Below are 24,341 nucleotides of genomic sequence, written 5' to 3'. Positions count from 1 at the left end.
AATAATATAGATATGAAAGTGAAATTATTATCTGTTGTGTTAATTAGTTTGGTATTTGCATTAGGTTCTTTTGCTCAGGATTCCAATAGTAAGAAACCAGCAAAAATGTTTATCATTAATGGTGAAGAGGTGACTCAGGAGTATGCGTTTAGTTTGGATTCTAAACGAATTAAACAAATGAATATGGGCGTTTCAGGCGAGGCCAAAGAAGCCCTAATAAAAAAGTATGGAGAAAGAGTTAACGAAAGTTCGGTGATTGTATTTGATCTTTATACTGATGAAGAAATGAAAACCGTAAAACGAATTACACCAAAAGAAGCTGCGGCAATTAACAAAAAGAATGCTGATGAGCATGCAAAAAAAATTAAGGCATCGACATTGGTTCACACAGGTGATATGGCTCCGGACTTTGTCGTTGATATGTTAGATGGACAAAAAATTAAACTGAAGGATCTGAAAGGGAAAGTTGTTTTGCTTAATTTCTGGGCTACATGGTGTACACCATGTATGAAAGAACTTTATGAGTTCCCTGATAAGATTATTAAGCCTTTTGCTTCTAATAATTTTGTTTTACTTCCGGTATCGCGAGGTGAACAAAAAGATGTGGTAAGAAAAAAAATGGAGAAGCTAAAGACCAAAGGCATTGTATTTAATGCGGGTTTAGATCCTAACCAGGAAATTTATAAGCAATTTGCTACTGATTTTATTCCTCGAAACTTCCTTATTGATCAAAATGGGAAAGTTGTTTACACTTCGGTAGGTTATAGCGAAGAGAAATTGAATGAATTGGTTGAGATGATTAATGAATTATTGAAGGTCTCAGAGAAATAAAAAAACTCGTGTAGCAAGGAAGCATGTAAAACAAACAATGCCTCAAACTTAATTAAGTTTGAGGCATTGCATATATATAGAAGTCGGATTGGATAAGTTTAATGTTATTTATCATCAGATTTAAATGAATAGTTCAGAATGTAGTTTTAACCTTGAATTGCTACTTTTGCGAGCAAATTTAAATTTTAAGTTAATTAGTTTATGTTTTTTATAGCTAATTATTAATAATAAGAGTAGGAGAATATATTGGATGAGAAGAATTGTTTTAATTGCAGGTTTATTATTTATTGTTTTTATTGGATATGGGCAGAAAAGTTCATTGCCAAATTATCATGATTTGGTTCGTATTGTTAAATCTGGTGATACCACAGTTATAAGTCAGTCATTGGGGAGGAGAGATGTTAATTTAGTAGAAGATCGTTTTGAAGTACCTCTTTTATTTTATGCATGTTCCGAAGGGAATGAAGGTATGGTTAAGTTTTTACTCTCGAAGGGGGCTGATCCTAATTTACCTTCGGTTTATGGAACTGCTGCTCACTGGGCTATTGAAAAGGAACATATGAATATTATCCGTATTCTGTTGGATCATGGATTCAATCCACGAACAGAAGAAATGCAGTATTGGGTTGATCGATATCAATCAGGCGATTCGCTTAGTCCGGCATGGATGCCTAAGCTTGTTGAGTCATTGTATAAGCATAAAGTGGATTATCGAAATGCCCCATATATGGAATTTGTAGATCCATCGGATCCTTTATTGTTAGCTGCTGCAATTACTAATGATGAGAGTGGTGATTTTGTTCTGGCTAAAGAATTGATAAAAGATGGTTTAAATGTTAATCTAAGAGATAAAAGAGGTCTGTCGGCGCTCCATTATGCAATTCTTACATTGAATATGAAGGCTGTTTCCTTATTAATTGATAGTGGAGCGGATGTTAATCTACCGATATACAGTAGAAAATTATCTGAACTCAGTTCAAATATCATTTTTGATGATAACCTGACCCCTTTGCACTTTCTTATGTATCAGTTAAAGGGAAAATCAGAAATACTGGAGACTAAAAAAGGCCAGGTTTTGAAAATAATCAAGCTTTTAATGCGTGCAGGTGCCGATGTAACACTCAAAACTAAGCACAAACAACAATCAGTCCTAGATGTTGCAAAAGAAATAGGAGACAAGAAAATTGTGAAACTATTAAAATGACGGTCAGGTCGAATTTGGATTCTTTTTGAAATTCGACAGGGACACATAAAGTGTGTTAATTAACTTTTAGCCTTGGGAAGGGTGAAATAAAAACAAGAACCCTCACCCAATTTGGATTTGACACCGATTGTCCTTTTGTTTACAAACCCATCCATGAATTAAAGGCTGCTGTTGTAGCTTGGCTTGTTTTCAAACAATGATCTTTGATATGAATGGCTATCGTATTTTTTGTGTAACGTTCAATTCTTTCAATATAGCTCCGGTTTACAAGTTCGCTCCGGTTTATTTTGAAGAAAACCGAAGGATTAAGCAAATCCTGTAATTCTTTAAGGGAATTTTGGTTTAAAGTGTGCCTTTTGTTTGAAGAATCGAAGGCAAAAACAATGCCATAATCAGCCTTAATAATGGTAATATCTTCCACCTTTAGAAAATAAATACTGCTCTTTGATTTAACCGGAATATATTCTTTATATACAGGTTTTGATTCGTGCTGATTTTTATAGTAAGTATCCAGCTTTATAATGATATCATCCTGATTATTGGCAAAACTGTTTTTCATGACGATATACTTATTCCAGGCCTTTTCGAAACGAGAGAATGAATATGGTTTTAACAAATATTCTATGCCATTGGTTTCAAAGGCATTCATCCAAAACTGATCGTAGGCCGTGCTAAAAATTATGGGTATGCGAATCTCTTGCTGTTCGTAAGCTTCAAAAACATTGCCGTCTCGCAATTCAATATCCGAGAAAACTAAATCAACCTTGGGAGAGCTCTCAAAAAATGCTTTGGTTTCCTCAACGGTTTCAATTTCTTTTACAATGCTTACTGACGAGTCAATTCTTTCAAGGTAGTTTTTAAGCTTTCTACGTGCCGGAGCTTCGTCTTCTATTATTACGACTTTAATCATGCTTATTAAGCTTTATAAGGGGTAAAGTCACTGCAAAATAACTGTTGTCTTCGCTAATAGCGACTGGAATATTGGATAATAGCAGAAATTGTTCCGAAAGGTTTTTTAAAGCAAGCCCGTTGCCCTTATTCTTTTTGCGAGTTGCTATTTTAGTATTGGAGACCCTAATGCCATTGTGATTTGAAATATGAATGTTTACGGGATTTTCTTCTATTCCCAAATTATGGACAATGGCATTTTCAATGAGTACCTGAAGACAGAATGGAGGAACAATGGCATCTGTATTCCAAATTGCATCATCGATATGTAATTGATAGCAGTCAGGGTATTTTCTATTCATCATTTCGAAATAGTTTTGGGAAAATGCTAATTCATCCTTAAGGGATATTAATTCTTTATCAGAGCTGTTTAAAGCATAACGGTACAGTTCTGAAAACTGAGCTAAAAAATCAGAAGCCTTTTCTTGATTCTCCTCAATCAGTTGATCCAGAATATTAAGATTATTGAAGAGGAAATGAGGGTTTAATTGAGCTTTTAACTGTTGTATTTTACTTTTAGCAATACTGATATCATATTCATTCATTTTCTGTTTGTAATCCCTGTTTTCGATAAAATAAAAATAGGCCAATGAAAACCCACCAAAAATTAAAAAATCGATTATCTGATCAATTAAAGAATGGAATATCTGTAAGTTGGAAGCAAAGTTTTGCGAAAAGGTATCAAATATTAATGCAATTGAGATACCAAAAAGATTGATATAGGTCATATAACAAACAAAACCAATTCCAAAATATTTCAAATAAGGTTTTATAGATATGGTTGGGGTTTGAGTATTTAAAATGGCTCTCTTTCTAATGAAATCAATGGAAATAAATATAATGAATGCATTTAAAAATACCCAGTTAGGTGCATCATAATGGAAGATAAAATTTCCTGTCAGGTAGGCGATTCCTATTCGGTATTTGAATGTAAGAACCCAACTAAAGATAAAGAGGAAGAGAATAAATAATTTGTGTTTTTTAAGATAAGGGATGGGGCTTCTCACGGGGTTTGATTTTGTATCTGGAATCAGTACTCAAATGGCTAATGACTTTATTTTGAAAAGTAAAAATAGCGAATATTGGGACGCACCCAAAAGAGAAGTCGATTTTTATGTATATAAAGCAAATTTTTATTCCAGACAAGTTGTTTTTATTGGGATAGGAGTAAAGCATTGCAAAAACGAAAGATCTACCGTCTTTACAATGCAATTGGTTGATCTATTTAGTTTTTAGTGATAAGCTTCCCTTCTTCATCGAAGAATTCCATTTTAGGCTTATTATTTTTGTCGATATAGATTTTTATTCTTGGTTTTCCTGTGTTATCATTAATAAAAACACCAAGCTCATTGTTTATTTTTTTACCTACAAACATTCTTTCATTAGACAACAAGCTGTCTTTTTGCATTTTTAAATAAGCTTGCTGTTTCTCTTTTGTTGTTTTTAGTTTGTTGATTTCATTAAAACGAGTCATTCTTGCATTAAAGGTATCCTCTTTTGGATAATCCCATAACTGAAGACCGTATTTTCTTTTCTTGAGTTCCGGGTTTTCAGAATACTGAAGTTGCATGACCTGATCGTCTCCGTATTTGTCAACTGAAAGGACAAGTTCTGCTTCTTTATCCATAGCATCATAAATCAGTCCGCCACATTCGTCACCCATCGAATTAAAGAATATCATACCAGCAGGTCTTTGTCGTTTAGGTAACGCTTTGCCATTAATAACACCTGAATGCTGCTGTTCACTGTTGCTAATAACCAATTTAAGATCACCATTTTTTTCAACCACATTGATGCGTTCGACATCAATGGTTCCAAATTTCCGATCGTTTGAAGTATTAAAAGCGTATGATACTAAGGCTAAAAAACCTATTGCAGTAAACAGGGCGTAAGCTCTTAAAAATGTCAGTTCTTTTCTATTGTTTTTCATGGTCGTACATATTTTGAATTAATGATGTACCAAAACTAGGTGAGCTTAAACACTAAAAAAACAAAATTCTAATGAATGCAGGAAAAATTAAAAAGAATTAAGGAAGAATAGCAAAGAATAGAATTATTCTCTTAAAAGGAGTAAATAAAATCAAGCTATCTAAAAACGGAGGATGTCCAAAATCAAGGTCATCCTCTTTGTATATAGAACCGAAAGGGTATAAGTAGGTTTTAATCGATTAATCTGTAGCTTTGGGAAGCGTGAAATAAAAACAAGAACCCTCACCCAATTTGGACTTGACACCGATTGTCCCTTTGTTGATTTCAACAAATTCTTTACAAAGGAGTAGCCCCAAACCTGTACCTTTTTCGCCAGAACTTCCCACTGTCTTGTATTTCTTATCGATTCTGAATAGCTTATCTTTATTCTCATCTGAAATACCTTCGCCCTGATCAGCAATTTCTACTTTATAATTAGAGTTCTCCGATTTAAGTGTAATATGGATTGTGGAATCCAATTTTGTGAATTTAATGGCATTATTAAGAAGGTTTCGAACAATAGTGCTGACCATTTCTTTATCAGCATAGGCGATGGCATTATCAGGTAGTTTGTAGTCGATTTTAATGCCTTTTTTCTTAGCACTAATCGAATAGAGGTTGATATTCATTTTAATTAAATCAGCAAGATCGCAGTTTTGAGGTTCATAATTAATTTTGCCCGTTTGCGAGCGCGACCAGGTGAGTAGATTTTCCAGTAAGGCATAAATATGATTGATGCCTTCATTAATCCGTTTAATACCCATTTTTTTCTCCCCGTTGTCAATCGCCTCGTAGTTTTCATCTATCACTTGTGAAATGGACATTAAACTGGTGAAAGGGTTCTTTAAATCGTGCGAAATAATTCTAAAGAATGTGTCTTTGGTTGCATTTAATTCTTTGAGATGTTGTTCGGACTCAGTAAGTTTTTTATTGGCTGTACTAATTTTTTCATTCTGCACCCGAAGCAGTTTGTTTGTTCTGATTTTTAAGAGGTATCGGTAATTAAAGATAATGATGGCTATCAATAGTAAAATTTCGAGAAGGATAAACCACCATTCCATCCAAAATGGCGGATTGATTGTGATGCTTAACTCACGGGTTTCAGGACTCCAAATGCCATCAGAGTTTTGTGCCTTTAGCTGAAATAGATAGTTGCCCGGTTTTAGATTTGAATAGGATACAAAATTTCGTTCACCCGCATCTATCCACGTTTTATAAAGGCCAAGCATGCGATATTTGTAAGCAATATTTTCTGGTGAAAAGCCTGAAAGGGATGAGAATTCAAGAGAAAAATGTCTTTGTTGGTAATCAAGCACAATATTGTTTGTGTAGATGATACTATTTTGAAGTTTATAGTTATCATGTTGTGAATCGTAATGTAAATAATCATCGTGAATGGAATCCTTCTCCTGAGCAACGACAACATCTTTTCCCAATATTTGTAATTTGGTAATGACGGCATCATAAGCTGGTCGTGGTTTAATCTCTTTTTCAGGGTCGATAATATTCAAGCCATAAACGCCGCCAAAGTAGAGCAGACCCGATGCTCCTTTATGAAAGGCGCCACCATTAAATTCATTGGATTGAAGTCCATCCTGTGTGCTGAAATTTTTAACGGAATAGTCTTTGATATTAAATCGGCAAACCCCGAAGTTGGTGCTCAGCCAGATATGATTCTGCTCATCCGGCAGAATACCATAAATAACCTCATTGGGCAAACCTTCGCTAATCCCGAAGTGTGTAAATTGTTTGCTTTGGGGATCGAATCGATTTAGTTTATCGTTTGTTCCGATCCAAAATATGCCATCCGTATCTTCATAAAACGAAAAGACAACGTTATTTGAAAGGGAATTGCTGCTATCGGGAATAAACTGATACGAGGTGAATTGGTCTGTCTTTTTATTTAGAATATTAAATCCGCCGCCATAATTCCCTATCCAGAGTTGTCCTTTTCGGTCTTCGTAAATGGATGAATAGATAAAATCATGCGAGATGCTGTACGGATCTGAATTGTTGTGCAAATATCTTTTAAAGTTTTTTGTTTGAGGGTTGAAACGATTTAAGCCATGACGTGTACCAACCCACAATATACCTTCGCTATCTTCAAAAATGACACGCACCGAATTGTTTGACAGGCTATTTGCATTCTGATTATTGTGTTTGTAGTTGGTGGTTTGTCCCGTTTGGGAATTCAATTTAAAAAGACCTTCACCATCGGTGCCAATCCATATTTGTTTTTTACTATCCTCATAAACCTCACGAATGGCCGGATTATTCGGGAATTGATAATGCTTGAAATTTCCTGTTGTTCTGTCGTAGGCACTCAGTCCGGCATTATTGGTACCTATCCAAACGGTTTGTTTGTGGTCTTCCCAAATGCTCCACACAAAATCGCTGGCAAGACTGTTGGGCGAAAGAGCATCATGTTTAAGTAGCTCAAATTTGTGAGCTTGAGGATCGTAAATACTGATGCCTGCACCAAAGGTTCCTAACCAAATGCAAGCTGATCGATCTTCGTATAAGCAATTGATCGAATTTTGTGAAAGGCTTTGCGGATCGGCAGAATTGTGCATGTAATGGCTGATTCTACCATCTTTTGTGTTGATTTTATATAAGCCTGAGCCAAATGAACCATACCAGATGTTTCCAATTCGGTCTTCGATAATTGGCTTGATTGTATTTGTGGCTAAACTATTCGACGAATCATAAGCTTCAATTATAAGCTTGTATTTTTCCTCACCGTTTCGCCTTTCATAAAGTCCATTTTGTGTGCCAATCCAAATGTTTTTCTTTTTATCGATATAGATGCTTTCGACATGAGAATTGCTTAATAATGTTTTAGACTTAATTTCCGGATGAGAATTTAAAGCGTAAAGCCCATCTGGACAACCTATGAGTAAAGTATCATCCAGTATAGTTAAACAGTTAATTTTATGTGAATTGAATTGTTTAGATGGGGATGTTTTAAATTCATCTGTTTCTCTATTGTGAAGAAAAAGACCATTGTCGGTCGCAATCCAAATAGAAGTATCTGAATTTGGCAGAAAAGCATTGATCCGACAAGATAAATTAAGCCCTGCTGTTTTACTTTTTAGTACGTTTAGCTTCTGAGTATCTATAAGGTTTAAGCCATTTTTTGTTCCTACCCAAAGCGTTTTGTTATTGTCCTCAAATATTTGAGTAATGGTGTCGTTACTGATTCGTTTTGTGGGATCAGATAAAGTCGTGAATTGAGTGAATTTCTCTGTTCTCATGTCAAAATGAGTTAAACCACCTTGTGAAGCAAACCACAGTTTGCCATTACTGTCCTCGAAAATCTGTTCAATCCACTTGTAAGCTATTGAGTTTGCATCGTTGCTTTTATTTCGAAATATGGTAAAGCTTTGGCCATCATACCGATTAAGTCCATCCTCGGTACCAAACCACATAAAACCTTTTGAATCCTGAAAAATACAGTAGACAGAGCTCAAAGAGAGGCCATCATTGATGGTAAGACGTTTGAATTGGATATGCTGTTGTTGTGCAAATAGGGTATTGACCAACAATAAGAGTAGGAGTAAAATGCTTGCTCTTGCTTTAAACATAGATGCGTGTTTATTGATTTTGACTCTTAATTTACTTAAAAATGTTTATTTATCGAATTAAAGATCAATTTGTTCTGTGTATTGATGGGGAAGGTGTGGATACAAAAAAAGCCTTGACGCTTACGTCAAGGCTTTAGCTATTAATATTACAATGCAACTTACAGGTATAAGTCTTTTGCGAAACTACCTTCTGGTTTTGTTCCTAATAATAATTCTTCAACGGTTGCAGCAATATCTGCAAAAGAGGTTCGGGTTCCCAGATTGATATTGGTTTTGATATTTTTACCATAAACCAAAATAGGAATATATTCACGTGTATGATCGGTTCCTTTATAAGTAGGATCACAACCATGGTCAGCAGTAAGAATAAGGATTTCATCCTCTTTCATACGACTTTGAATATCTGGTAATTGTTGGTCGAACTCTTCAAGAGCGGCTTTATAACCTTCCGGGTTTCTACGATGACCATAGGTCATGTCAAAATCAACAAGATTGGTGAAAATTAAACCTTTGGTATCCTCTTCAAGAGCTTTCAGTGTTTTGGCAACACCATCATTATTGTCTTTATTGGTACCACGAGAATCAGAGATGCCCTGTCCTGCGAATATATCGCTGGTTTTACCAATACCAATCACATCCAGTTTGTTCTCCAATAAACGATCAAGAACTGTAGGACGAGGTGGTGTTACTGAATAATCGTGACGATGTGAAGTTCGTGAAAACTGACCTTCTCCACTACCTAAGAATGGGCGGGCAATCACACGAGCTACAGGAGCCAGTTCCGTGCAAATTTCTAAGGCAATTTCACAAGCTTTATATAACTCTTCTAAAGGAACAATCTCTTCGTGAGCAGCGATCTGAAAAACAGGGTCAGCTGATGTATAAACAATCCAGTTACCCGTTTTCATGTGTTCTTCACCATATTCATCCAAAATAGCTGTTCCGGATGCAGGCTTGTTAGCCATGACTTTACGCTCTGTTCTTTCTTCGAATCGACGAATTACTTCCTCAGAAAAACCATTGCTGTAGGTTGGGAAAGGTTTATCTATTGCAACACCTGCAATTTCCCAATGCCCCGTGGTTGTATCTTTACCTTTAGCCGCTTCGGCAGCTTTTCCATATGCACCCTTAGCGTCTTGTGTGGGTTCAACACCTTGAATATCGGTTAGGTTTCCTAAACCTAATTTTTGCATGTTTGGAAGGTGCATACCACCACAATGGCTGGCAATATTTCCAAAAGTATTTGAGCCTACATCTCCAAAATCAGCAGCATCAGGTAAAGCCCCAACACCAGCACTGTCAAGAACTACAATCGTAGCGCGTTCAATTTTAGGAATCATATCTTTAATTTTAAATTATTTAAGATAGCCTTTTGAGTAGGGTAATCATAACAGCTTTGTTACAGTATATACTGTCTAAACAATGGGTTATGGTCTCGTAGTTATCTGTATTGATTAAATATTTATTCTGAATATTCAATCGGAGGGATTTCCTCGTGGTTGTTTGTAGTGAGGCAAAGGTAAAAACAAAATAATGAAATTCAAATCTTATTTGTAATGATTTCACATAACATAGATGCAAATGTGTCTATCTTTTTTTAAGTTTGAATTCTCTGGGAATAATTGAATGAACGAAGTAAAAAGAGTAAATTTCGAAGTCTTATTCATTAGGTAGCAAGCTAAAAAACAATTACATGCAATATAATTTTGATAAAATAATCGATCGTAAAAACACAAATAGTGTAAAGCACGACGCTCTTCAAACATTTTTCGGAACCGATGATATTCTGCCGCTTTGGGTGGCCGATATGGATTTTGAAACACCGGACTTTATTTGTGAAGCCCTTAAAAAAAGGGTGGATCACCCAATTTATGCCTATACATATTTTAGTGAGGACTTTTATCAGTCTCTGATCAACTGGATGAAGAACAAACACAATCACCGAATTGAACCTTCGTGGTTAAAGGTGACTCCCGGGGTATTGACAGGTATTTCGGTAGCCATTATGGCACTAACTAATCCGGGTGACAAAATCATTATTCAGCCTCCGGTGTATCATCCATTTTTCCATTTAGTGAAATCAAACGATCGGGTATTGGTTCAGAACGAGCTGCTATTTGAAGATGGAAACTACAGAATGGATTTCGATCAACTTGAAAAAAGTATCGATCAGGATACGAAGATGATTATTATTTCGAATCCGCATAATCCGGTAGGGCGAGTGTGGACAAAGGATGAACTTAAAAAGTTGGTAGCCATATGTGAGAAAAATAAAATTTTAATTATTGCAGATGAAATTCACTCTGATATTGTTTTCGAGCCACATCAATATACACCAATCGCTAGCATCAGTTCCTACGCACATAACAATAGTTTGACTTTTGTTGCACCCAGTAAGACTTTTAATATTGCAGGTTTGGGAACTTCGGTTGCGATTATTCCTCATAAAAAACTTCGCAAACAATTTATAGCTTTAGCATCTCGTCTTCATCTCGATAATGGCAATGTATTTGGAACAGTTGCTTTCGAGGCAGCTTACACACACGGAGAAGAATGGCTGAATCAGCTGATGATTTACCTTAAAAGTAATGTTGAATTGGTGAAATCTTATTTTGCTGAGAATTTACCTGCCATAAAAGTGGTGGAGCCTGAAGGGACTTATCTGTTATGGCTCGATTTTTCTGCATTAAAATTGGAGGACGAAAAATTGCATCAGATCCTTGTTGATGATGCCAAGGTTGGCCTTAATAAAGGCTTATCCTTTGGTTTGAACGGTTCAAATTTTATGCGTTTAAATATTGGATCGCCTCAGGCAGTTATTCTCGAAGGTTTGGAAAGAATGGTGTCAGCTCTAAAAAGATACGAAAGAGTATAAGTTACTAAAAAACGTAAGTTCATAGTGCTTAAACCCCTGTCTCTTTAATACGATGCTACTAGTAAACATATTATTGATTCTCGATTTTACTTTCTTAATGGTATTCAATGAAATATATCCTCTCTTTTTCGTGATGAATAGATAAAAATATGTAAAAGTTGAATAATTTCCGTATCTTGCAGCACCTTTAGGATTTGACAGGTGATAGCATTGTTATTATAAGATTAAATCCTGAATGGTATATCATTGTAAAAGAACTAAATAATTAAATGGCCAGATCAAAAGAAACATTCGGTAAAAAAGAGTTAGAAAAAAAGAAACTCAAGAAAAGAAAAGAAAAAGAAGCACGTAAAGAAGAAAGAAAAGCTAACGGTGGTAGCGTTTCTTTTGAAGATATGTTAGTTTATGTTGACGAAAACGGACAACTCGTATCGACTCCTCCAGATCCAACTAAAAAAACAGAAATTGATGCTGATAGCATTGTCCTGGGTGCAAGAAATAGTAACGCAGGTTATGTAGAAGATCCTATCCGTAAAGGAACAGTTACCTTTTTCAACACAAGTAAGGGGTACGGTTTTATAAAGGATGCAGAAACAGGAGAAAGCATTTTTGTTCACATTAACGGTTTGGTTGATCAGGTGAATGAGAACGACAAAGTAAACTTCGAAACAGAGCGTGGTCCAAAAGGAATGAATGCTGTGAATGTGACTTTGATTAAAAAATAATACAGATACAGTATAAAAACTGTTCTTCAATATTTAAGGATACTTATCGATAAGATTTGTATCCTTTTTTTTGTTTAGTGGAAGCAATCTAATCCTTTCTTAACGATGGCCAACGAGGATCAATTGGAATGTGTCCATTTATGAGCGAATAAAATAGTGAGCTCTGTCAGATTGGAACCTGAGATATCATTAAGATTATAAAATATAACTTTATCAGTTCAAATGGGGGTGCTTGCAAATCAGAATAGAATAGGAAAAATTAGGGCATAAAAAAACCACCTCGAAAGGTGGTTTTCTTTATGTTGCGTAGTAATGGACTTAGTCAATTACTCTTACGTTTACAGCGTTCATACCTTTACGGCCTTTTTCCATATCGTACTCAACTTTGTCGTCTTCACGAATTTCGTCAATAAGACCTGTAGAGTGTACGAAAATGTCTTCACTTGAATCTGCTGGCTTAATAAAACCAAAACCTTTGGTTTCATTAAAGAATTTTACTGTTCCTTGCATTGTAATTTTTTTAAAATAATAAATATTTGTGGAAAGCCTTCCTTTCAGTATAATTCCAAGTAAAGATTCATTTAAATTGTATTCTTAAAAGAATGAACCGTAACGAATATTAATGATATTATCTTCTTGTTAATGCTTTACAACGCAACAAATGTAATAGTAATAATCTCAGTATCCAAAATAAACTTCAATTGTTTATTAAAAAAGAGGTGTATTTATGATAAAAAAATGGTTGATTCACCATTCCCTTGATAAGATATGAGATTGTGAATCCTCTGTATGTGCCATGGGTATAGGATTGTAGCGATTTTCAAGGTCTTTATTAAGATTGAATTGTTTTAAAATAACAGAAAAAATAAAAAGTTGTTTTTTTTGTTTTGGATAAGAAATATTGGGTTTTATGAGTGTGTGTTATGGCTTTTTGTCTCCTTATTCCAGAAAAATATAGGCCCCAAAAAGCTTGTCTTGATTTGGACTACTCAGAGGTAAATAACCTTTATACCATTTTCCATCTTTCATCTCAAAAGGGTACTTTTTAATCATTTCTTTATGAAAGCTGACAAAATCAGATTTGGCATCGGCATAAATGTTAAATGTACCTTTCGATTCCGAGTGAATATAGGTGTTGAGTTTTAATGCGACAGTCCCCATATTATATCTCAGATTAATTTCAAGACAGGGTTGAATTCGACTTTCTCCTTTGGCATCAAAAAACAGCATGCAATCAACTCCCAGATAGCCACAATAGTTTTGAGGAATGTCGTTTGTTTTTAATGCTTCACTTACGCCTATAACAAGCTTTTCCTGTTCAACTTGACTTAAAGTTTTCTGGAATATTTCAGGCGTATAGCCAAGGTAGTTGGCTTGGTATTGACCATTGTCATTGGTGTTGAAAAATGCAAAACCCAGGAATTCTAAATTACCTTTACCATCGGCATAAAATTGAGTTGAAAAATCCAACTGTTTGTTTACAAGTGGTTCTACCATGACATAGCCTTGTGATTTCAGTACACCGCCCAGAGCTTGTTCAACCGATTTATTAATAAAAGCTTTTCGCAAGACTTGCAAACCTCTTCCGGATGAACTCCATGGGGATTTGATTACAATTTGTTGCCATTTGTTTTGCAGAGCCTCCACTTCAGACTGTTGTGTGCAGATAATTGGAAATAGATCTTTACTGATATATTTTTCTGAAGGATTGTTCGCAGTGATGTGTTCAAGACAAGCTAAGGCAATTTTACGGCTATACAGTTCTTTGTGTTCGCTTTTCCAATAGGAATTGGGTTGATTTAAATAGGTTTCACTGCACTGACTCTTGAAAGCTGCGAGTTGGTGATGGATACGAGGACTCCAGCCCCAGGGGCGTAAACAAGCCTTCTCTTCCTTTAAAAAAGTCTGATCTGTAATTGCTTGAGGGAATAAAGCAAAACGTGGAATACTGACACCAGCTTCTTTTATGGATTTTATGAATGCATCATCGGGATACTGATGAACCAGTACGATATCTTTTGATTCAGCATAATACATGGGCAATACATCCAAATCCTGTTCAAAACGGGATAGTATTTTATTGGGCATAAAGCTAACCGTTCCGTTAGATATGGCCATTTCGCTGGTCGCGTTGAAAATATATAGATGGGGTGCTTTCTTATTCATAAGATTGTATATTTACCGCAAAAGTAATATTTCTGATTCAAGCTGAAAGGATTATAAGCAGAAAGGGTAGCATTCAATCTGTCTTTCATAGAATGAGATTTAACGATTTTTAAAATTATAAAAGTTAATTGATGCAATTTCCTAAACCTTTGATACACGGTAAACTTATTGAACGTTACAAACGATTTTTAGCAGATATTGAACTCGATACGGGTGAAATTGTTGTAGCACACTGCACCAATTCGGGAAGCATGAAAACCTGTCTTGAAAACGGAGCTGAAGTTTATCTCACACATGTTGACGACCCCAAACGAAAAACAAAATACACTTGGGAGATGATTCAGATAAATGGCGATTGGGTTGGGATTAATACCGGGATTCCCAACGTCTTGGTTTACGAAGCAGTGCGCGATCAGGAAATTGAAGAGCTTCGCGGATATACTGAAGTTAAACGAGAGGTGAAATTCGAGGATTCCCGTTTTGATGTGTTTGCGCAGAATGAACAGGAAACCTGCTTTATTGAGGTGAAGAATGTCAGTATGAAAGTGGGTGAGTATGCCCGTTTCCCTGATGCAGTCACAACGCGTGGCAAAAAACATCTGGAAACTCTGATGAGAGTTAAAGAAGCTGGAATGCGAGCCGTGATGTGTTATGTGATACAACGATCAGATGTTTCCAATTTTGGGCCAGCCTGGGATATTGACCCTGCTTATGCAGAGGCACTAAAGAAAGCGATTGAAAGGGGTGTTGAAGTTTTTGCTTTTCAAGCCGAAGTCAATCCTGAAGGGATTAGGCTGGTGAAACGCCTACCTGTGGATTTGACAACTAACAAGATTAAAGTTAATAAGGCTGAGTGAAACGAAGTCCGCCTCAGGCGCGATTGAAGGTTGCGCTAGCAAATAAATTTTTAGATTAACTCAATTCACAAATTATTCATAACCAAATTAAGATTTTATCTTTGTTGAAATTAAAAAAAAACAGAACGATGAACGAGAAAGCCATACAAGAGATAGATAAATACCTGCAATTAAGAACAGAGATTAGTGAATTGAGTGACAAGTTGGGCGCTTTGCATAAAAATGAGATGGCTTGTAAAAAAGGTTGTTCGTCCTGTTGCATGAATTTTCAGGTTCTGCCAGTTGAGTATTTCAGCATTTTAAAAGAGCTGAGAGAAAATGCACCTCAGCAATTTAATGAATTGGATGCTGAGCATGACGATTGTGCTTTTTTGATTGAGGATATCTGTCAGGTATATGCTGCACGCCCGATTATTTGCAGAACACATGGTTTGCCATTACTCTTTATGAATGAGGGAGGAGATGCCTGGGAATTATCGGCTTGCCCGCTAAATTTCACAGAATTTGATGATTTTCATACCGAAAATACCTTTCCTCAGGATACCTACAACAGCAAACTTTTTCTGATAAATAAAGAATTTATAAAGCACTACCAGCAAGAGCAATTTGGTGAATTTGATTTGATATCGATCAACCGATTAATTCAGGATTTGAAACAATAGGGACAGGCATTCGATTTTTACCGCATAAAACAATAAGGCATGAAACGTATACAGCTAACAGATAATCTGGAGTTATCAAGAATTATTCAGGGGCATTGGCGACTGGCCAACTGGGAGCTATCTTCCCGGGAATTATTGAAACTGACTGAGCAATGTCTGGAACTGGGTGTCACGAGTTTCGATCATGCTGATATTTACGGTAATTATACCTGTGAATCCTTATTTGGCGATGCGCTTGCCTTAAAACCATCTTTGCGCCAGAATATGGAGATTATCAGTAAATGTGGTATTAAGTTGATGTCGGATAAATATCCTGAACGGAAATTGAAGACCTATGATTACAGCTATAAGCATATTGTGAATTCGGTAGAAAATTCGTTGAGAAATTTACGAACAGATTACCTTGATGTATTATTGCTGCATCGACCATCACCCTTTTTTAATCCTGAGGAAGTGGCAAAAGCTTTTTCTGATTTAAAACGTGAGGGCAAAGTGCAGCATTTTGGCGTTTCGAATTTCTCAACCAGGCAGTTTGATATGCTCAATTCGTATACCGAAGAAAAATTGGTAACCAATCAGGTTGAGATATCGCCTTATTGTTTGGACCACTTCGAAAATGGCAATATGGACTTCTTTTTGAAGGAAAGAATTAAACCAATAGCCTGGTCGCCACTGGCTGGAGGCCGTTTATTGGATCCACAAACCGAAACAGGGAAGGCGATATTTAAGGTGCTTTCTGAAATTGCTGAGGAATTGAATCTCGAACAGATTGATCAGGTGATTTATGCCTGGTTGCTGAAACATCCTGCGGGTATTATGCCTATAGTGGGAACCAGCAGGATTGAACGCGTGAAAAGTGCTGTAGATGCCCTGAATATCGACCTGAGTCATGAACAGTGGTTTCGGATATATGCCTCTACAGGAGCCATTATGCCTTAATTGAAAGATTAATAATTTATACGAGTCAATAAATCTAACCTTTATGAAAACCCCATTAAAACCCAAGTTTATTCACCTGATTATGCTAGGCTTGTTATTAAGCTTAGGTGCTTGCCAATCCAAACAGGAGTTGCGAGTTCTTCAATTTAATATCTGGCAGGAAGGAACCGTTGTTACAGGTGGTTTCGATGCTATTGTTGACGAAATTGTCCGAACAGATGCCCAGTTGGTGGCGTTTAGCGAGGTTCGCAATTACAACAACAGCAACTTTATCGAAAGGATCATTAAAGAGCTGGATTTCCGGGGATTAAAATTCTATGGCGATAAGACTTATGATAGTGGACTGATTTCAAGGTATCCGATTGAGACTTGTTCAGCTCTCTATCCGGTGAAAAATGATCATGGTTCCATTACCAAAGCCAGAATCAATATCGATGGCAATATTGTGGCATTTTATTCGGCACATCTCGATTATCTGAATTGCAGCTATTATATGCCAAGGGGCTACTCGGGGAACACCTGGGAGGAATTGCCTGAGCCTACGACGGATGTCGCTGAACTTTTAGCCGTAAGCAGAGCTTCAAAACGCGACGATGCTATAAAAGTGTTTATTGAAGACGCAAAGAAAGAAATGGCAATTGGCAATCAGGTGATTATAGGAGGCGATTTTAATGAACCCTCTCATCGGGATTGGATTGCGGAAAATAGCGATCTCTACGATCACAATGGGGTGGTGATAGAATGGGAGTGTACCAAATTATTGGAAGAAGCCGGATTTATCGATACCTATCGCCAACAATACCCCGATCCGGTGAAGAATCCGGGTTTTACCTATCCCTCATATAATCCTCAAATTCCAATTAATAAACTGACATGGGCACCAAAGTCTGACGAACGGGAACGGATCGATTTTATCTTTTATAACAAATCATCTCAGCTCGAACTCAAAGATGTTGTGATTGTGGGGCCTGATGCCTCAATTGTAAAATCGGAGATGTTTGTAGAGGATAAGGATGTGTTTAGTCAGCCAGCAAAGGTTTGGCCATCAGATCACAAAGCTGTATTGGCCGTTTTTCAATTTTAAATGGGGTGTGTACGATAGGATAGAATCAGTCTTTGATTGTTTTTTTTCTTGTAAAGAAGAATATGTTTCCTCATAAAAATAAAACAACATAAGTTTTTATCTGCCAAAAAAGATTAATTTAGGCTAATCTAAAAATGAATTAATGGCAATAACTGAACGTGTTAAAAAAATCAGAGTATCTGATAGTATCCTACTGAAGCAAATTGAATTGTCTGATTCAAAAGATATCTTTCGAACCATTGATAGTCAAAGGGCTTATTTGGGGAAATGGTTACCCTTTGTTGAAGTCTCACGAAAAATAGAAGATACAGAGTATTTTATCAGGAAAATGCTGGAAGACCCCAGCGAAAATTACGTTTTTGTGATTCATTTGCAAGGAAAATTTGCGGGCTTAATCGGACTTAAGGACACGGATAAACAAAACAAAAAAACTGAGATTGGTTATTGGCTTTCCGAGGATTTTCAAAAGAAAGGTATCGTAACCAAATCGGTACAAAGGCTCTGTAAGTTTGCTTTTGAAGAATTGGAAATGAATCGAATTCAAATTAAATGTGCCGAGCGAAATTTTCCCAGTAAAAAAATACCCAAACGATTGGGCTTTGTGTTCGAAGGCATCGAACGTGACGGGGAGTTGCTGACGGGTGGCATATATACCGATTTAGAGATTTACAGTAAATTGAGGAATGAATAGATTCCCGGCAACCATTCGGTTCAAAAATCGGTTACTCATCATTTTATGAACCTTCCTAAAGAAATAAGATGGGATAGGGTTAGACAACGAAATAATGAGAAAGGCCAAACTTTTGAGTTTGAAGTTTCTGAGGCCAATTTCAATTTTATGGAAGATTGGTTTGAGTAACCCCGGGGGAAAGAGCTCGAAAATGCGAGCATCATAAGCCGTTAATTCGAATTTATATCTTTAACTTGCGGCCCGAAAACGCAACACATACAATACAATTTCTATTATCATTTTAAGTTAAACGAACTGCTTTGTTTATTCAAAGCAGGTTTGATTGTGTACATAATAGACTTAAGAAAACAAGACATGGATTTAAAAAACAAAAGAGTCTGTATTATAGGCTGTGGCAACCTGGGAAAATCGATTTTAAACGGTTTAGTTGACGATACAGATTACCCTTCAGAAAATATTATAGCAACCAAGCGAAGTCTTGCAGCCATTGAGTTGTACGAGGCACATGGGGTGAGAATTACCACCGATAATGTATGGGCAGTAGACGAGTCGGATGTGATTATTGTGGCTGTAAAACCCTATAAGGTTTTAAGTGTGCTTAACGATATTAAGGCGCACCTGAATCCGGAAAAACATGTTGTAGTTTCGTTGGCCACCAATGTGCACGTTAACGAATTGCAGGAAGCTTTACCTGCTAATTTACCTGTTTTTAGGGCTATGCCCAATACCGCTGCCGATGTGAAGGAATCGATGACAAGCCTTTGTCACAACGAAGCCGGTTTATCTGAGCTTGAAACCGTACAATACTTTTTTGATAAAATCGGGACCAGCATTGTCATTAATGAAGAGTTGATGGATGCAGCGACAGTTCTGGGTTCTTGCGGAACCGCTTTTGTTCTGCGTTTTATTCGCGCAATGGTACAAGGGGGAATTCAAATTGGTTTGGATTCAAAAACAGCTACTGCCATAGTGAATCAAACCGTAAAAGGAGCGGCTGATTTATTGATCGAAAGAGGGAATCATCCGGAATTTGAGATTGATAAAGTGACCACGCCCAAAGGCTGCACCATACTTGGCTTGAACGAGATGGAGCACAATGGCCTGAGTTCATCCTTAATTAAAGGAATTGTAACATCATACGATAAGATTTCATAAGGAAAGATTTAGAAATCAGTTTTACTCCAGGGGTATTAAACCTGACAGGTTATTTACAATAATGAGAATTAACCTGTCAGGTTTTTTTGGAGCGCAATAGAAAGAGACCCTCAAATTCTTATTCCGTCATACTCTGACTATAGGCGATCTGTAAATGTCAGCGGTTTTAAACCTGACAGGTTATTTACAATAATGAGAATTAACCTGTCAGGTTTTTCAGTAACAAAAGAGTGAGACCCTCAAATTCTTATTCCGTCATACTCTGACTATGGGCGATCTATAAATGTCAGCGGTTTTAAACCTGACAGGTTTACTTACAGGATGTAAAATTAACCTGTCAGGTTTTTCAGTAACAAAAGAGTGAGACCCACAAATTCTTATTCCGTCATGCTCTGACTATGGGCGATCTGTAAATGTTAGCGGTTTTAAACCTGACAGGTTTACTACAGGATGTAAAATTAACCTGTCAGTTTTTTTGGGAGCGCAATAGAAAGAAATCCTCAAATTCATTTTCCGTCATGCTCTGACTATAGGCGATTTGTAAATGTCAGCGGTTTTAAACCTGACAGGTTTACTTACAGGATGTAAAATTAACCTGTCAGGTTTTTTTTGAGCGCAATAGAAAGAAACCCTCAAATTCATTTTCCGTCTTATTCTGACTTTAGGCGATTTGTAAATGTCAGCGGTTTTAAACCTGACAGGTTATTTACAATAATGAGAATTAACCTGTCAGTTTTTTTTTGAGCGCAATAGAAAGAAACCCTCAAATTCTTATTCCGTCAAACTCTGACTATGGGCGATCTGTAAATGTCAGCGGTTTTAAACCTGACAGGTTTACTTACAGGATGTAAAATTAACCTGTCAGGTTTTTTTTGAGCGCAATAGAAAGAAACCCTCAAATTCTTATTCCGTCATGCTCTGACTATAGGCGATTTGTAAATGTCAGGGTATGACTAAAGTTTACTTTTTTTATTGAGAGCCTCACTGGGAGTGAGACCCTCAAGTATTTTTCGTCATGCTCTGACTTTAGGCAAGCTGTACATGTCAGGGTATGACTAGATATTATTGGCTAACTTTTGTTGGGAGCCATATATTTTTATCAATTCCGAGCTCTGATTTAGCTCTGTCATAATTAATGAGCTTCCCGTTTCGTCCATCAAAATAATCTCTATAGGATGAGAATTCCCATTCTTCAGGGGATTGAACCAAACGATCGGCAACAGGATTCATATGAATATAATTAAAACAAACCAGTGGATAGTTGTGATGGTCTTGTTCGATATTTATTTGAGTACCGAAGGCCTTATTCCAGAAACTGGGAGATAGATTCTCAATCTGATTAAGACATTTGGCTTTAGTATGGCTTTGAAAGATGGAGCCGGTAATTTTTTCTTGTTTTTGAATAGATCTGGTGTAGCTACTCATCATTTTACCAATAGATGAATTCAAATCTTCCTTACGATTCTCAATTTTGATTTTATTAACGTAAACCATGATATGAAAATGTGTTGGCATTAGACACCAAGCTAGTATACTAGAAAAAGGAAGGATGTTATGCTTAAACTTTTCAAGGAAGAAAAGATAGTTCTCTCTTGAATAAAATAAAGGGGTGTGATTGTTAGTTCTATTGTATATGTGATAGATATTACTTTCTTCAAATATCATAGAGCTCAGGTTTTTAATCATTAAAAATTGGATGCTCTATTAAAAATAAGATTTGTTTTGAAATAATGCATTCTGACATTGATAAAAACTTCCATAAGATACTATTGAGTTCTGATCTGAATCGTCATGCTCTGACTATAGGCGATCTGTAAATGTCAGCGGTTTTAAACCTGACAGGTTTACTTACAGGATGTAAAATTAATCTGTCAGGTTTTTCAGTAACAAAAGAGTGAAACCCTCAAATTCTTATTCCGTCATACTCTGACTATGGGGTGCCAACTATCGATTTGGAGGAATAAAACGGCAATTCATTTAAAATTTTTCAAAAAAAAATAATTTATCATTAAGGCGAGTATTCACAAGTGTTTAGCTTCGGAAAGTATAGGTTTCGAACACCTTTGCAGGGATGGAGCAGAGGATCATCATTTGGATTTATCGAAAAATTGTTTCTACATTTGTCACAACAAAAAAACAGAAAGAGCATGGCTACAAAAATGATAATCCGACGACGCAGATCTTTATTTAAACAATAAGGAAGCATTGTATATGGATTATTGTCCAGGCTTTCCTTTACAGCGGAAGGCTTTTTTTATGCCCAATTTCAAAATATAAACAAAGAGTAAAACAGAGAACAATGAATCAATTTTTTAACATCCGACGAAGACGAAGCGCACTTTCAAAGAAAGCGGTAGGTGTCTTATTGTCGTGTAATCAGAATTGATCATGATATATTTTAAAAGGCTTATCGTTTAAACGGTAAGCCTTTTTTTTAAACTATTTTTTTTACAGCAGTTTAATTCACAAGAGTCACTCATATGCCAACAACAATCTACACAGTAAGCCGACGCCACTTGCGTTCGAACTGCTACCCGGAAGGGGCGGATGAGTCTGATGTGCTATTAACTGAAATAGGATATGTATAAGCTTGCCGTCGACCACGGTGGGCTTTTTTTGTGCCCTGTTAGTGATGAAATGCGCAGATAAAGAGTGATTTAAAGAGAAAATAAAAATATCAATCAGAACTAAATTTTAACAAGATGAACACATTTTTGACCAGGAAAAGCCAACTAAGGCTCCGACGAAGTAAACTAACCAATGGCTTAAGAGAAAGCTTCAATATTGACATTAACAACAAATGGTTAAGCCTGACAGGTGTAGCCTTATTCTGGGAAACATAGATTTTTAAGAACAAATGGAATTGACTGTAGATATAAAACAAGAAATAGCTGTTATCGAAGCAGGCGTCATACACAGCAAGTATGCGACTGAAATTTGCGAAATGATTGAAACAGCTGCTAAAATAAGAGGAACCGGGATTGCTAAAAGAAATCCCTTATACATCGCTCAAAAACTTCAGGAAGGAAAATCGATAATTGCCTTTGCAGGCGATAAGGTCATCGGTTTTTGTTATATCGAAACCTGGGAACATGAGCAGTATGTGGCCAACTCGGGACTGATTGTCCACCCGGACTACCGATATGTTGGTTTAGCCAAGCAAATTAAAGAGAAAGCTTTCGAATTATCGAGAAAGCGTTTCCCCGGAGCTAAAATCTTCGGACTCACCACCAGTTTGGCTGTCATGAAAATCAATTCAGACTTGGGTTACAAGCCCGTTACTTTTTCGGAACTCACCACCGATGCTTCCTTTTGGAAAGGATGTGCCTCCTGTGTGAACTACGACATTCTGCAAAGAACGCAACACAAAATGTGTTTGTGTACGGGGATGTTGTGCGAACCGAATAAGCCTCAAAAAACATTTTAGTAGTCAACATTGCAAAAAGAAAAACATGATAACAAAAGATAAAAAAGTCGTTTTAGCCTACAGTGGCGGATTAGATACAACCTATTGTGCCCTTCACTTGTCAAAGGATTTAGGGATGAAAGTTTATACCGTATTGGGAAATACGGGCGGATTCAGCGATCAGGAGCTGGCCGCAATTGAGAAGAAAACTCAAAAGCTGGGCGTAATTGAACATACCAGTATCGATTTGACGGAAGAGTATTACGCAAAGTGCATCAAGTACCTGATAATGGGCAATGTTCTGAAGAACAATTGTTACCCTTTATCCGTGAGCTCAGAAAGAGCTTTTCAGGCCATGGCCATTGCCCAATATGCCAATGAAATTGGAGCCGATTATATTGCTCATGGCAGTACGGGGGCAGGTAATGATCAAATCAGATTCGATTTGATTTTTCAGATAATGGCTCCCAATGCCAAAATTATAACCCCAACCAGAGATTTGGAGCTGAGCCGTGAGGAAGAAATCCAATACCTGAAAGAAGCAGGAATTGATGACGCTTTTGAGAAGATGGCTTATTCGATAAATGCTGGAATTTGGGGAACCAGTATCGGAGGGAAAGAAACTTTGGTTTCAGATAAAACCATTCCTGAGGAGGCTTATCCTTCGCAGGTGACACAAACTGAGCCTGCTGAATTGAGTATCGGTTTTGAAAAGGGGGAACTCGTGTCGGTAAATGGAGAGACATTTGAGAATCCTCTTGATGCCATTAAAACCATAGAGAAAATAGGATCGGCCTACGGAATTGGTCGTGATATGCATATAGGTGACACCATTTTGGGCACTAAAGGGAGGGTTGCTTTTGAAGCAGCAGCACCTGTTTTAATTTTAAAAGCTCACGAAATGCTTGAGAAGCATTGTTTGAGTAAGTGGCAAATGCATTGGAAAGACCAATTGGGTGATTTTTACGGCATGTTGCTGCATGAGGCTCAATATCTTGAGCCATTGATGAGAAATATAGAGTGTTTCCTCGAAGATTCACAAAAAACCGTTTCGGGAGAAGTGAAGTTGATGCTGTATCCAAAATACTATCAATTGATTGGGGTGAATTCGCCCAACGATTTAATGAGTGATGCTTTTGGTCAGTATGGTGAAAAAAATGAGGGTTGGACAGCAGAGGATGTGAAAGGTTTTACAACCATTCTGGCCAATTCGATGAAGATATATCACACCGTAAATGCGAAGTAA

The 24,341-nt window shown here is 36.7% G+C and carries 21 protein-coding genes; 13 read left to right on the top strand and 8 right to left on the bottom strand.

The features are described from left to right. The first annotated feature begins 12 nt into the window (after window positions 1-12). Complete coding sequence (locus tag EV201_RS02815) at window positions 13-831, top strand: TlpA family protein disulfide reductase (RefSeq protein ID WP_130305882.1); 819 nt, start codon at window positions 13-15, stop codon at window positions 829-831. A gap of 250 nt (window positions 832-1,081) precedes the next feature. Then, window positions 1,082-2,035, top strand: coding sequence for an ankyrin repeat domain-containing protein (locus tag EV201_RS02810; protein ID WP_130305881.1), 954 nt, complete (start codon window positions 1,082-1,084; stop codon window positions 2,033-2,035). 139 nt (window positions 2,036-2,174) lie between these two features. Here the strand turns inward: EV201_RS02810 and EV201_RS02805 are convergent, their stop codons facing one another. The 5 genes from EV201_RS02805 to EV201_RS02785 all read right to left on the bottom strand — a co-directional run bounded on the left by EV201_RS02805 (window position 2,175) and on the right by EV201_RS02785 (window position 9,875). Next, window positions 2,175-2,945, bottom strand: a complete 771-nt coding sequence (locus tag EV201_RS02805; RefSeq protein ID WP_207224366.1) for a LytR/AlgR family response regulator transcription factor — start codon at window positions 2,943-2,945, stop codon at window positions 2,175-2,177. Further along, complete coding sequence (locus EV201_RS02800) at window positions 2,938-3,990, bottom strand: sensor histidine kinase (RefSeq protein WP_130305879.1); 1,053 nt, start codon at window positions 3,988-3,990, stop codon at window positions 2,938-2,940. Before EV201_RS02800 ends, EV201_RS02805 begins: the two co-directional genes overlap by 8 nt. 218 nt (window positions 3,991-4,208) lie before the next feature. After that, window positions 4,209-4,913: an RNA-binding protein gene (locus tag EV201_RS02795; protein ID WP_130305878.1), complete on the bottom strand. Its 705-nt coding sequence runs from the start codon at window positions 4,911-4,913 to the stop codon at window positions 4,209-4,211. Window positions 4,914-5,151: 238 nt separating this feature from the next. Beyond that, on the bottom strand, window positions 5,152-8,535 hold the full coding sequence (locus EV201_RS02790) for a ligand-binding sensor domain-containing protein (protein WP_130305877.1): 3,384 nt from the start codon (window positions 8,533-8,535) through the stop codon (window positions 5,152-5,154). Between the two features lie 158 nt (window positions 8,536-8,693). Next, window positions 8,694-9,875, bottom strand: a complete 1,182-nt coding sequence (locus EV201_RS02785; RefSeq protein ID WP_130305876.1) for a phosphopentomutase — start codon at window positions 9,873-9,875, stop codon at window positions 8,694-8,696. 353 nt (window positions 9,876-10,228) lie between these two features. On the opposite strand from EV201_RS02785, the gene EV201_RS02780 reads away from it, so the two are divergent. Both EV201_RS02780 and EV201_RS02775 read left to right on the top strand, forming a co-directional pair. Then, window positions 10,229-11,410: a MalY/PatB family protein gene (locus tag EV201_RS02780; protein ID WP_130305875.1), complete on the top strand. Its 1,182-nt coding sequence runs from the start codon at window positions 10,229-10,231 to the stop codon at window positions 11,408-11,410. 269 nt (window positions 11,411-11,679) lie between these two features. Then, on the top strand, window positions 11,680-12,135 hold the full coding sequence (locus EV201_RS02775) for a cold-shock protein (protein ID WP_130305874.1): 456 nt from the start codon (window positions 11,680-11,682) through the stop codon (window positions 12,133-12,135). A 318-nt stretch (window positions 12,136-12,453) separates the two neighbouring features. Here the strand turns inward: EV201_RS02775 and EV201_RS02770 are convergent, their stop codons facing one another. After that, entirely contained in the window at window positions 12,454-12,645 is a 192-nt protein-coding gene (locus EV201_RS02770; RefSeq protein WP_129253834.1) for a cold-shock protein, read from the bottom strand. 429 nt (window positions 12,646-13,074) lie between these two features. Beyond that, window positions 13,075-14,301: a hypothetical protein gene (locus EV201_RS02765; protein WP_130305873.1), complete on the bottom strand. Its 1,227-nt coding sequence runs from the start codon at window positions 14,299-14,301 to the stop codon at window positions 13,075-13,077. 131 nt (window positions 14,302-14,432) lie between these two features. Between EV201_RS02765 and sfsA the strand changes: the two genes are divergently transcribed. The 6 genes from sfsA (at window position 14,433) to proC (ending at window position 19,689) form a co-directional block, all read left to right on the top strand. Next, window positions 14,433-15,158, top strand: a complete 726-nt coding sequence (gene sfsA / locus EV201_RS02760) for a DNA/RNA nuclease SfsA (protein ID WP_130305872.1) — start codon at window positions 14,433-14,435, stop codon at window positions 15,156-15,158. A gap of 128 nt (window positions 15,159-15,286) precedes the next feature. Further along, on the top strand, window positions 15,287-15,820 hold the full coding sequence (locus EV201_RS02755) for a YkgJ family cysteine cluster protein (RefSeq protein WP_130305871.1): 534 nt from the start codon (window positions 15,287-15,289) through the stop codon (window positions 15,818-15,820). Between the two features lie 39 nt (window positions 15,821-15,859). Continuing rightward, window positions 15,860-16,759 (top strand): aldo/keto reductase, encoded by a 900-nt coding sequence (locus EV201_RS02750; RefSeq protein ID WP_130305870.1) that lies wholly within the window; start codon window positions 15,860-15,862, stop codon window positions 16,757-16,759. 43 nt (window positions 16,760-16,802) lie between these two features. After that, a complete protein-coding gene (locus tag EV201_RS02745) occupies window positions 16,803-17,843 on the top strand; it encodes an endonuclease/exonuclease/phosphatase family protein (RefSeq protein ID WP_207224365.1) in 1,041 nt (346 codons plus the stop codon). A 142-nt stretch (window positions 17,844-17,985) separates the two neighbouring features. After that, on the top strand, window positions 17,986-18,534 hold the full coding sequence (locus EV201_RS02740) for a GNAT family N-acetyltransferase (RefSeq protein WP_130305869.1): 549 nt from the start codon (window positions 17,986-17,988) through the stop codon (window positions 18,532-18,534). Between the two features lie 354 nt (window positions 18,535-18,888). Beyond that, on the top strand, window positions 18,889-19,689 hold the full coding sequence (proC, locus tag EV201_RS02735; RefSeq protein ID WP_130305868.1) for a pyrroline-5-carboxylate reductase: 801 nt from the start codon (window positions 18,889-18,891) through the stop codon (window positions 19,687-19,689). Between the two features lie 1,062 nt (window positions 19,690-20,751). Here proC and EV201_RS02730 read toward each other — a convergent pair. Continuing rightward, the gene (locus EV201_RS02730) at window positions 20,752-21,354 is read right to left on the bottom strand and encodes a transposase (protein ID WP_130305867.1); all 603 of its coding nucleotides are present in this window, start codon (window positions 21,352-21,354) and stop codon (window positions 20,752-20,754) included. 1,037 nt (window positions 21,355-22,391) lie between these two features. Between EV201_RS02730 and EV201_RS16335 the strand changes: the two genes are divergently transcribed. The 3 genes from EV201_RS16335 to EV201_RS02720 are packed head-to-tail and all read left to right on the top strand — an operon-like array spanning window position 22,392 to window position 24,341. After that, the gene (locus EV201_RS16335) at window positions 22,392-22,532 is read left to right on the top strand and encodes a hypothetical protein (RefSeq protein WP_165389569.1); all 141 of its coding nucleotides are present in this window, start codon (window positions 22,392-22,394) and stop codon (window positions 22,530-22,532) included. A 14-nt stretch (window positions 22,533-22,546) separates the two neighbouring features. Next, complete coding sequence (locus EV201_RS02725) at window positions 22,547-23,116, top strand: GNAT family N-acetyltransferase (RefSeq protein ID WP_130305866.1); 570 nt, start codon at window positions 22,547-22,549, stop codon at window positions 23,114-23,116. Window positions 23,117-23,141: 25 nt separating this feature from the next. Beyond that, the gene (locus EV201_RS02720; RefSeq protein ID WP_130305865.1) at window positions 23,142-24,341 is read left to right on the top strand and encodes an argininosuccinate synthase; all 1,200 of its coding nucleotides are present in this window, start codon (window positions 23,142-23,144) and stop codon (window positions 24,339-24,341) included.

The organism is Ancylomarina subtilis (assembly GCF_004217115.1).
Taxonomy (GTDB): Bacteria; Bacteroidota; Bacteroidia; order Bacteroidales; family Marinifilaceae; genus Ancylomarina; species Ancylomarina subtilis.
Note: the sequence above shows the minus strand (reverse complement) of the source record. Positions and strands in the feature narration are given on the sequence as shown.

Excerpts from the sequence above, each read along its gene's own strand:
- EV201_RS02815 (WP_130305882.1), top strand. The coding sequence starts at position 13 with ATGAAAGTGAAATTATTATCTGTTGTGTTAATTAGTTTGGTATTTGCA.
- EV201_RS02810 (WP_130305881.1), top strand. The coding sequence starts at position 1,082 with ATGAGAAGAATTGTTTTAATTGCAGGTTTATTATTTATTGTTTTTATT.
- EV201_RS02805 (WP_207224366.1), bottom strand. The coding sequence starts at position 2,945 with ATGATTAAAGTCGTAATAATAGAAGACGAAGCTCCGGCACGTAGAAAG.
- EV201_RS02795 (WP_130305878.1), bottom strand. The coding sequence starts at position 4,913 with ATGAAAAACAATAGAAAAGAACTGACATTTTTAAGAGCTTACGCCCTG.
- EV201_RS02790 (WP_130305877.1), bottom strand. The coding sequence starts at position 8,535 with ATGTTTAAAGCAAGAGCAAGCATTTTACTCCTACTCTTATTGTTGGTC.
- EV201_RS02785 (WP_130305876.1), bottom strand. The coding sequence starts at position 9,875 with ATGATTCCTAAAATTGAACGCGCTACGATTGTAGTTCTTGACAGTGCT.
- EV201_RS02780 (WP_130305875.1), top strand. The coding sequence starts at position 10,229 with ATGCAATATAATTTTGATAAAATAATCGATCGTAAAAACACAAATAGT.
- EV201_RS02775 (WP_130305874.1), top strand. The coding sequence starts at position 11,680 with ATGGCCAGATCAAAAGAAACATTCGGTAAAAAAGAGTTAGAAAAAAAG.
- EV201_RS02770 (WP_129253834.1), bottom strand. The coding sequence starts at position 12,645 with ATGCAAGGAACAGTAAAATTCTTTAATGAAACCAAAGGTTTTGGTTTT.
- EV201_RS02765 (WP_130305873.1), bottom strand. The coding sequence starts at position 14,301 with ATGAATAAGAAAGCACCCCATCTATATATTTTCAACGCGACCAGCGAA.
- sfsA (WP_130305872.1), top strand. The coding sequence starts at position 14,433 with ATGCAATTTCCTAAACCTTTGATACACGGTAAACTTATTGAACGTTAC.
- EV201_RS02755 (WP_130305871.1), top strand. The coding sequence starts at position 15,287 with ATGAACGAGAAAGCCATACAAGAGATAGATAAATACCTGCAATTAAGA.
- EV201_RS02750 (WP_130305870.1), top strand. The coding sequence starts at position 15,860 with ATGAAACGTATACAGCTAACAGATAATCTGGAGTTATCAAGAATTATT.
- EV201_RS02745 (WP_207224365.1), top strand. The coding sequence starts at position 16,803 with ATGAAAACCCCATTAAAACCCAAGTTTATTCACCTGATTATGCTAGGC.
- EV201_RS02740 (WP_130305869.1), top strand. The coding sequence starts at position 17,986 with ATGGCAATAACTGAACGTGTTAAAAAAATCAGAGTATCTGATAGTATC.
- proC (WP_130305868.1), top strand. The coding sequence starts at position 18,889 with ATGGATTTAAAAAACAAAAGAGTCTGTATTATAGGCTGTGGCAACCTG.
- EV201_RS02730 (WP_130305867.1), bottom strand. The coding sequence starts at position 21,354 with ATGATATTTGAAGAAAGTAATATCTATCACATATACAATAGAACTAAC.
- EV201_RS16335 (WP_165389569.1), top strand. The coding sequence starts at position 22,392 with ATGAACACATTTTTGACCAGGAAAAGCCAACTAAGGCTCCGACGAAGT.
- EV201_RS02725 (WP_130305866.1), top strand. The coding sequence starts at position 22,547 with ATGGAATTGACTGTAGATATAAAACAAGAAATAGCTGTTATCGAAGCA.
- EV201_RS02720 (WP_130305865.1), top strand. The coding sequence starts at position 23,142 with ATGATAACAAAAGATAAAAAAGTCGTTTTAGCCTACAGTGGCGGATTA.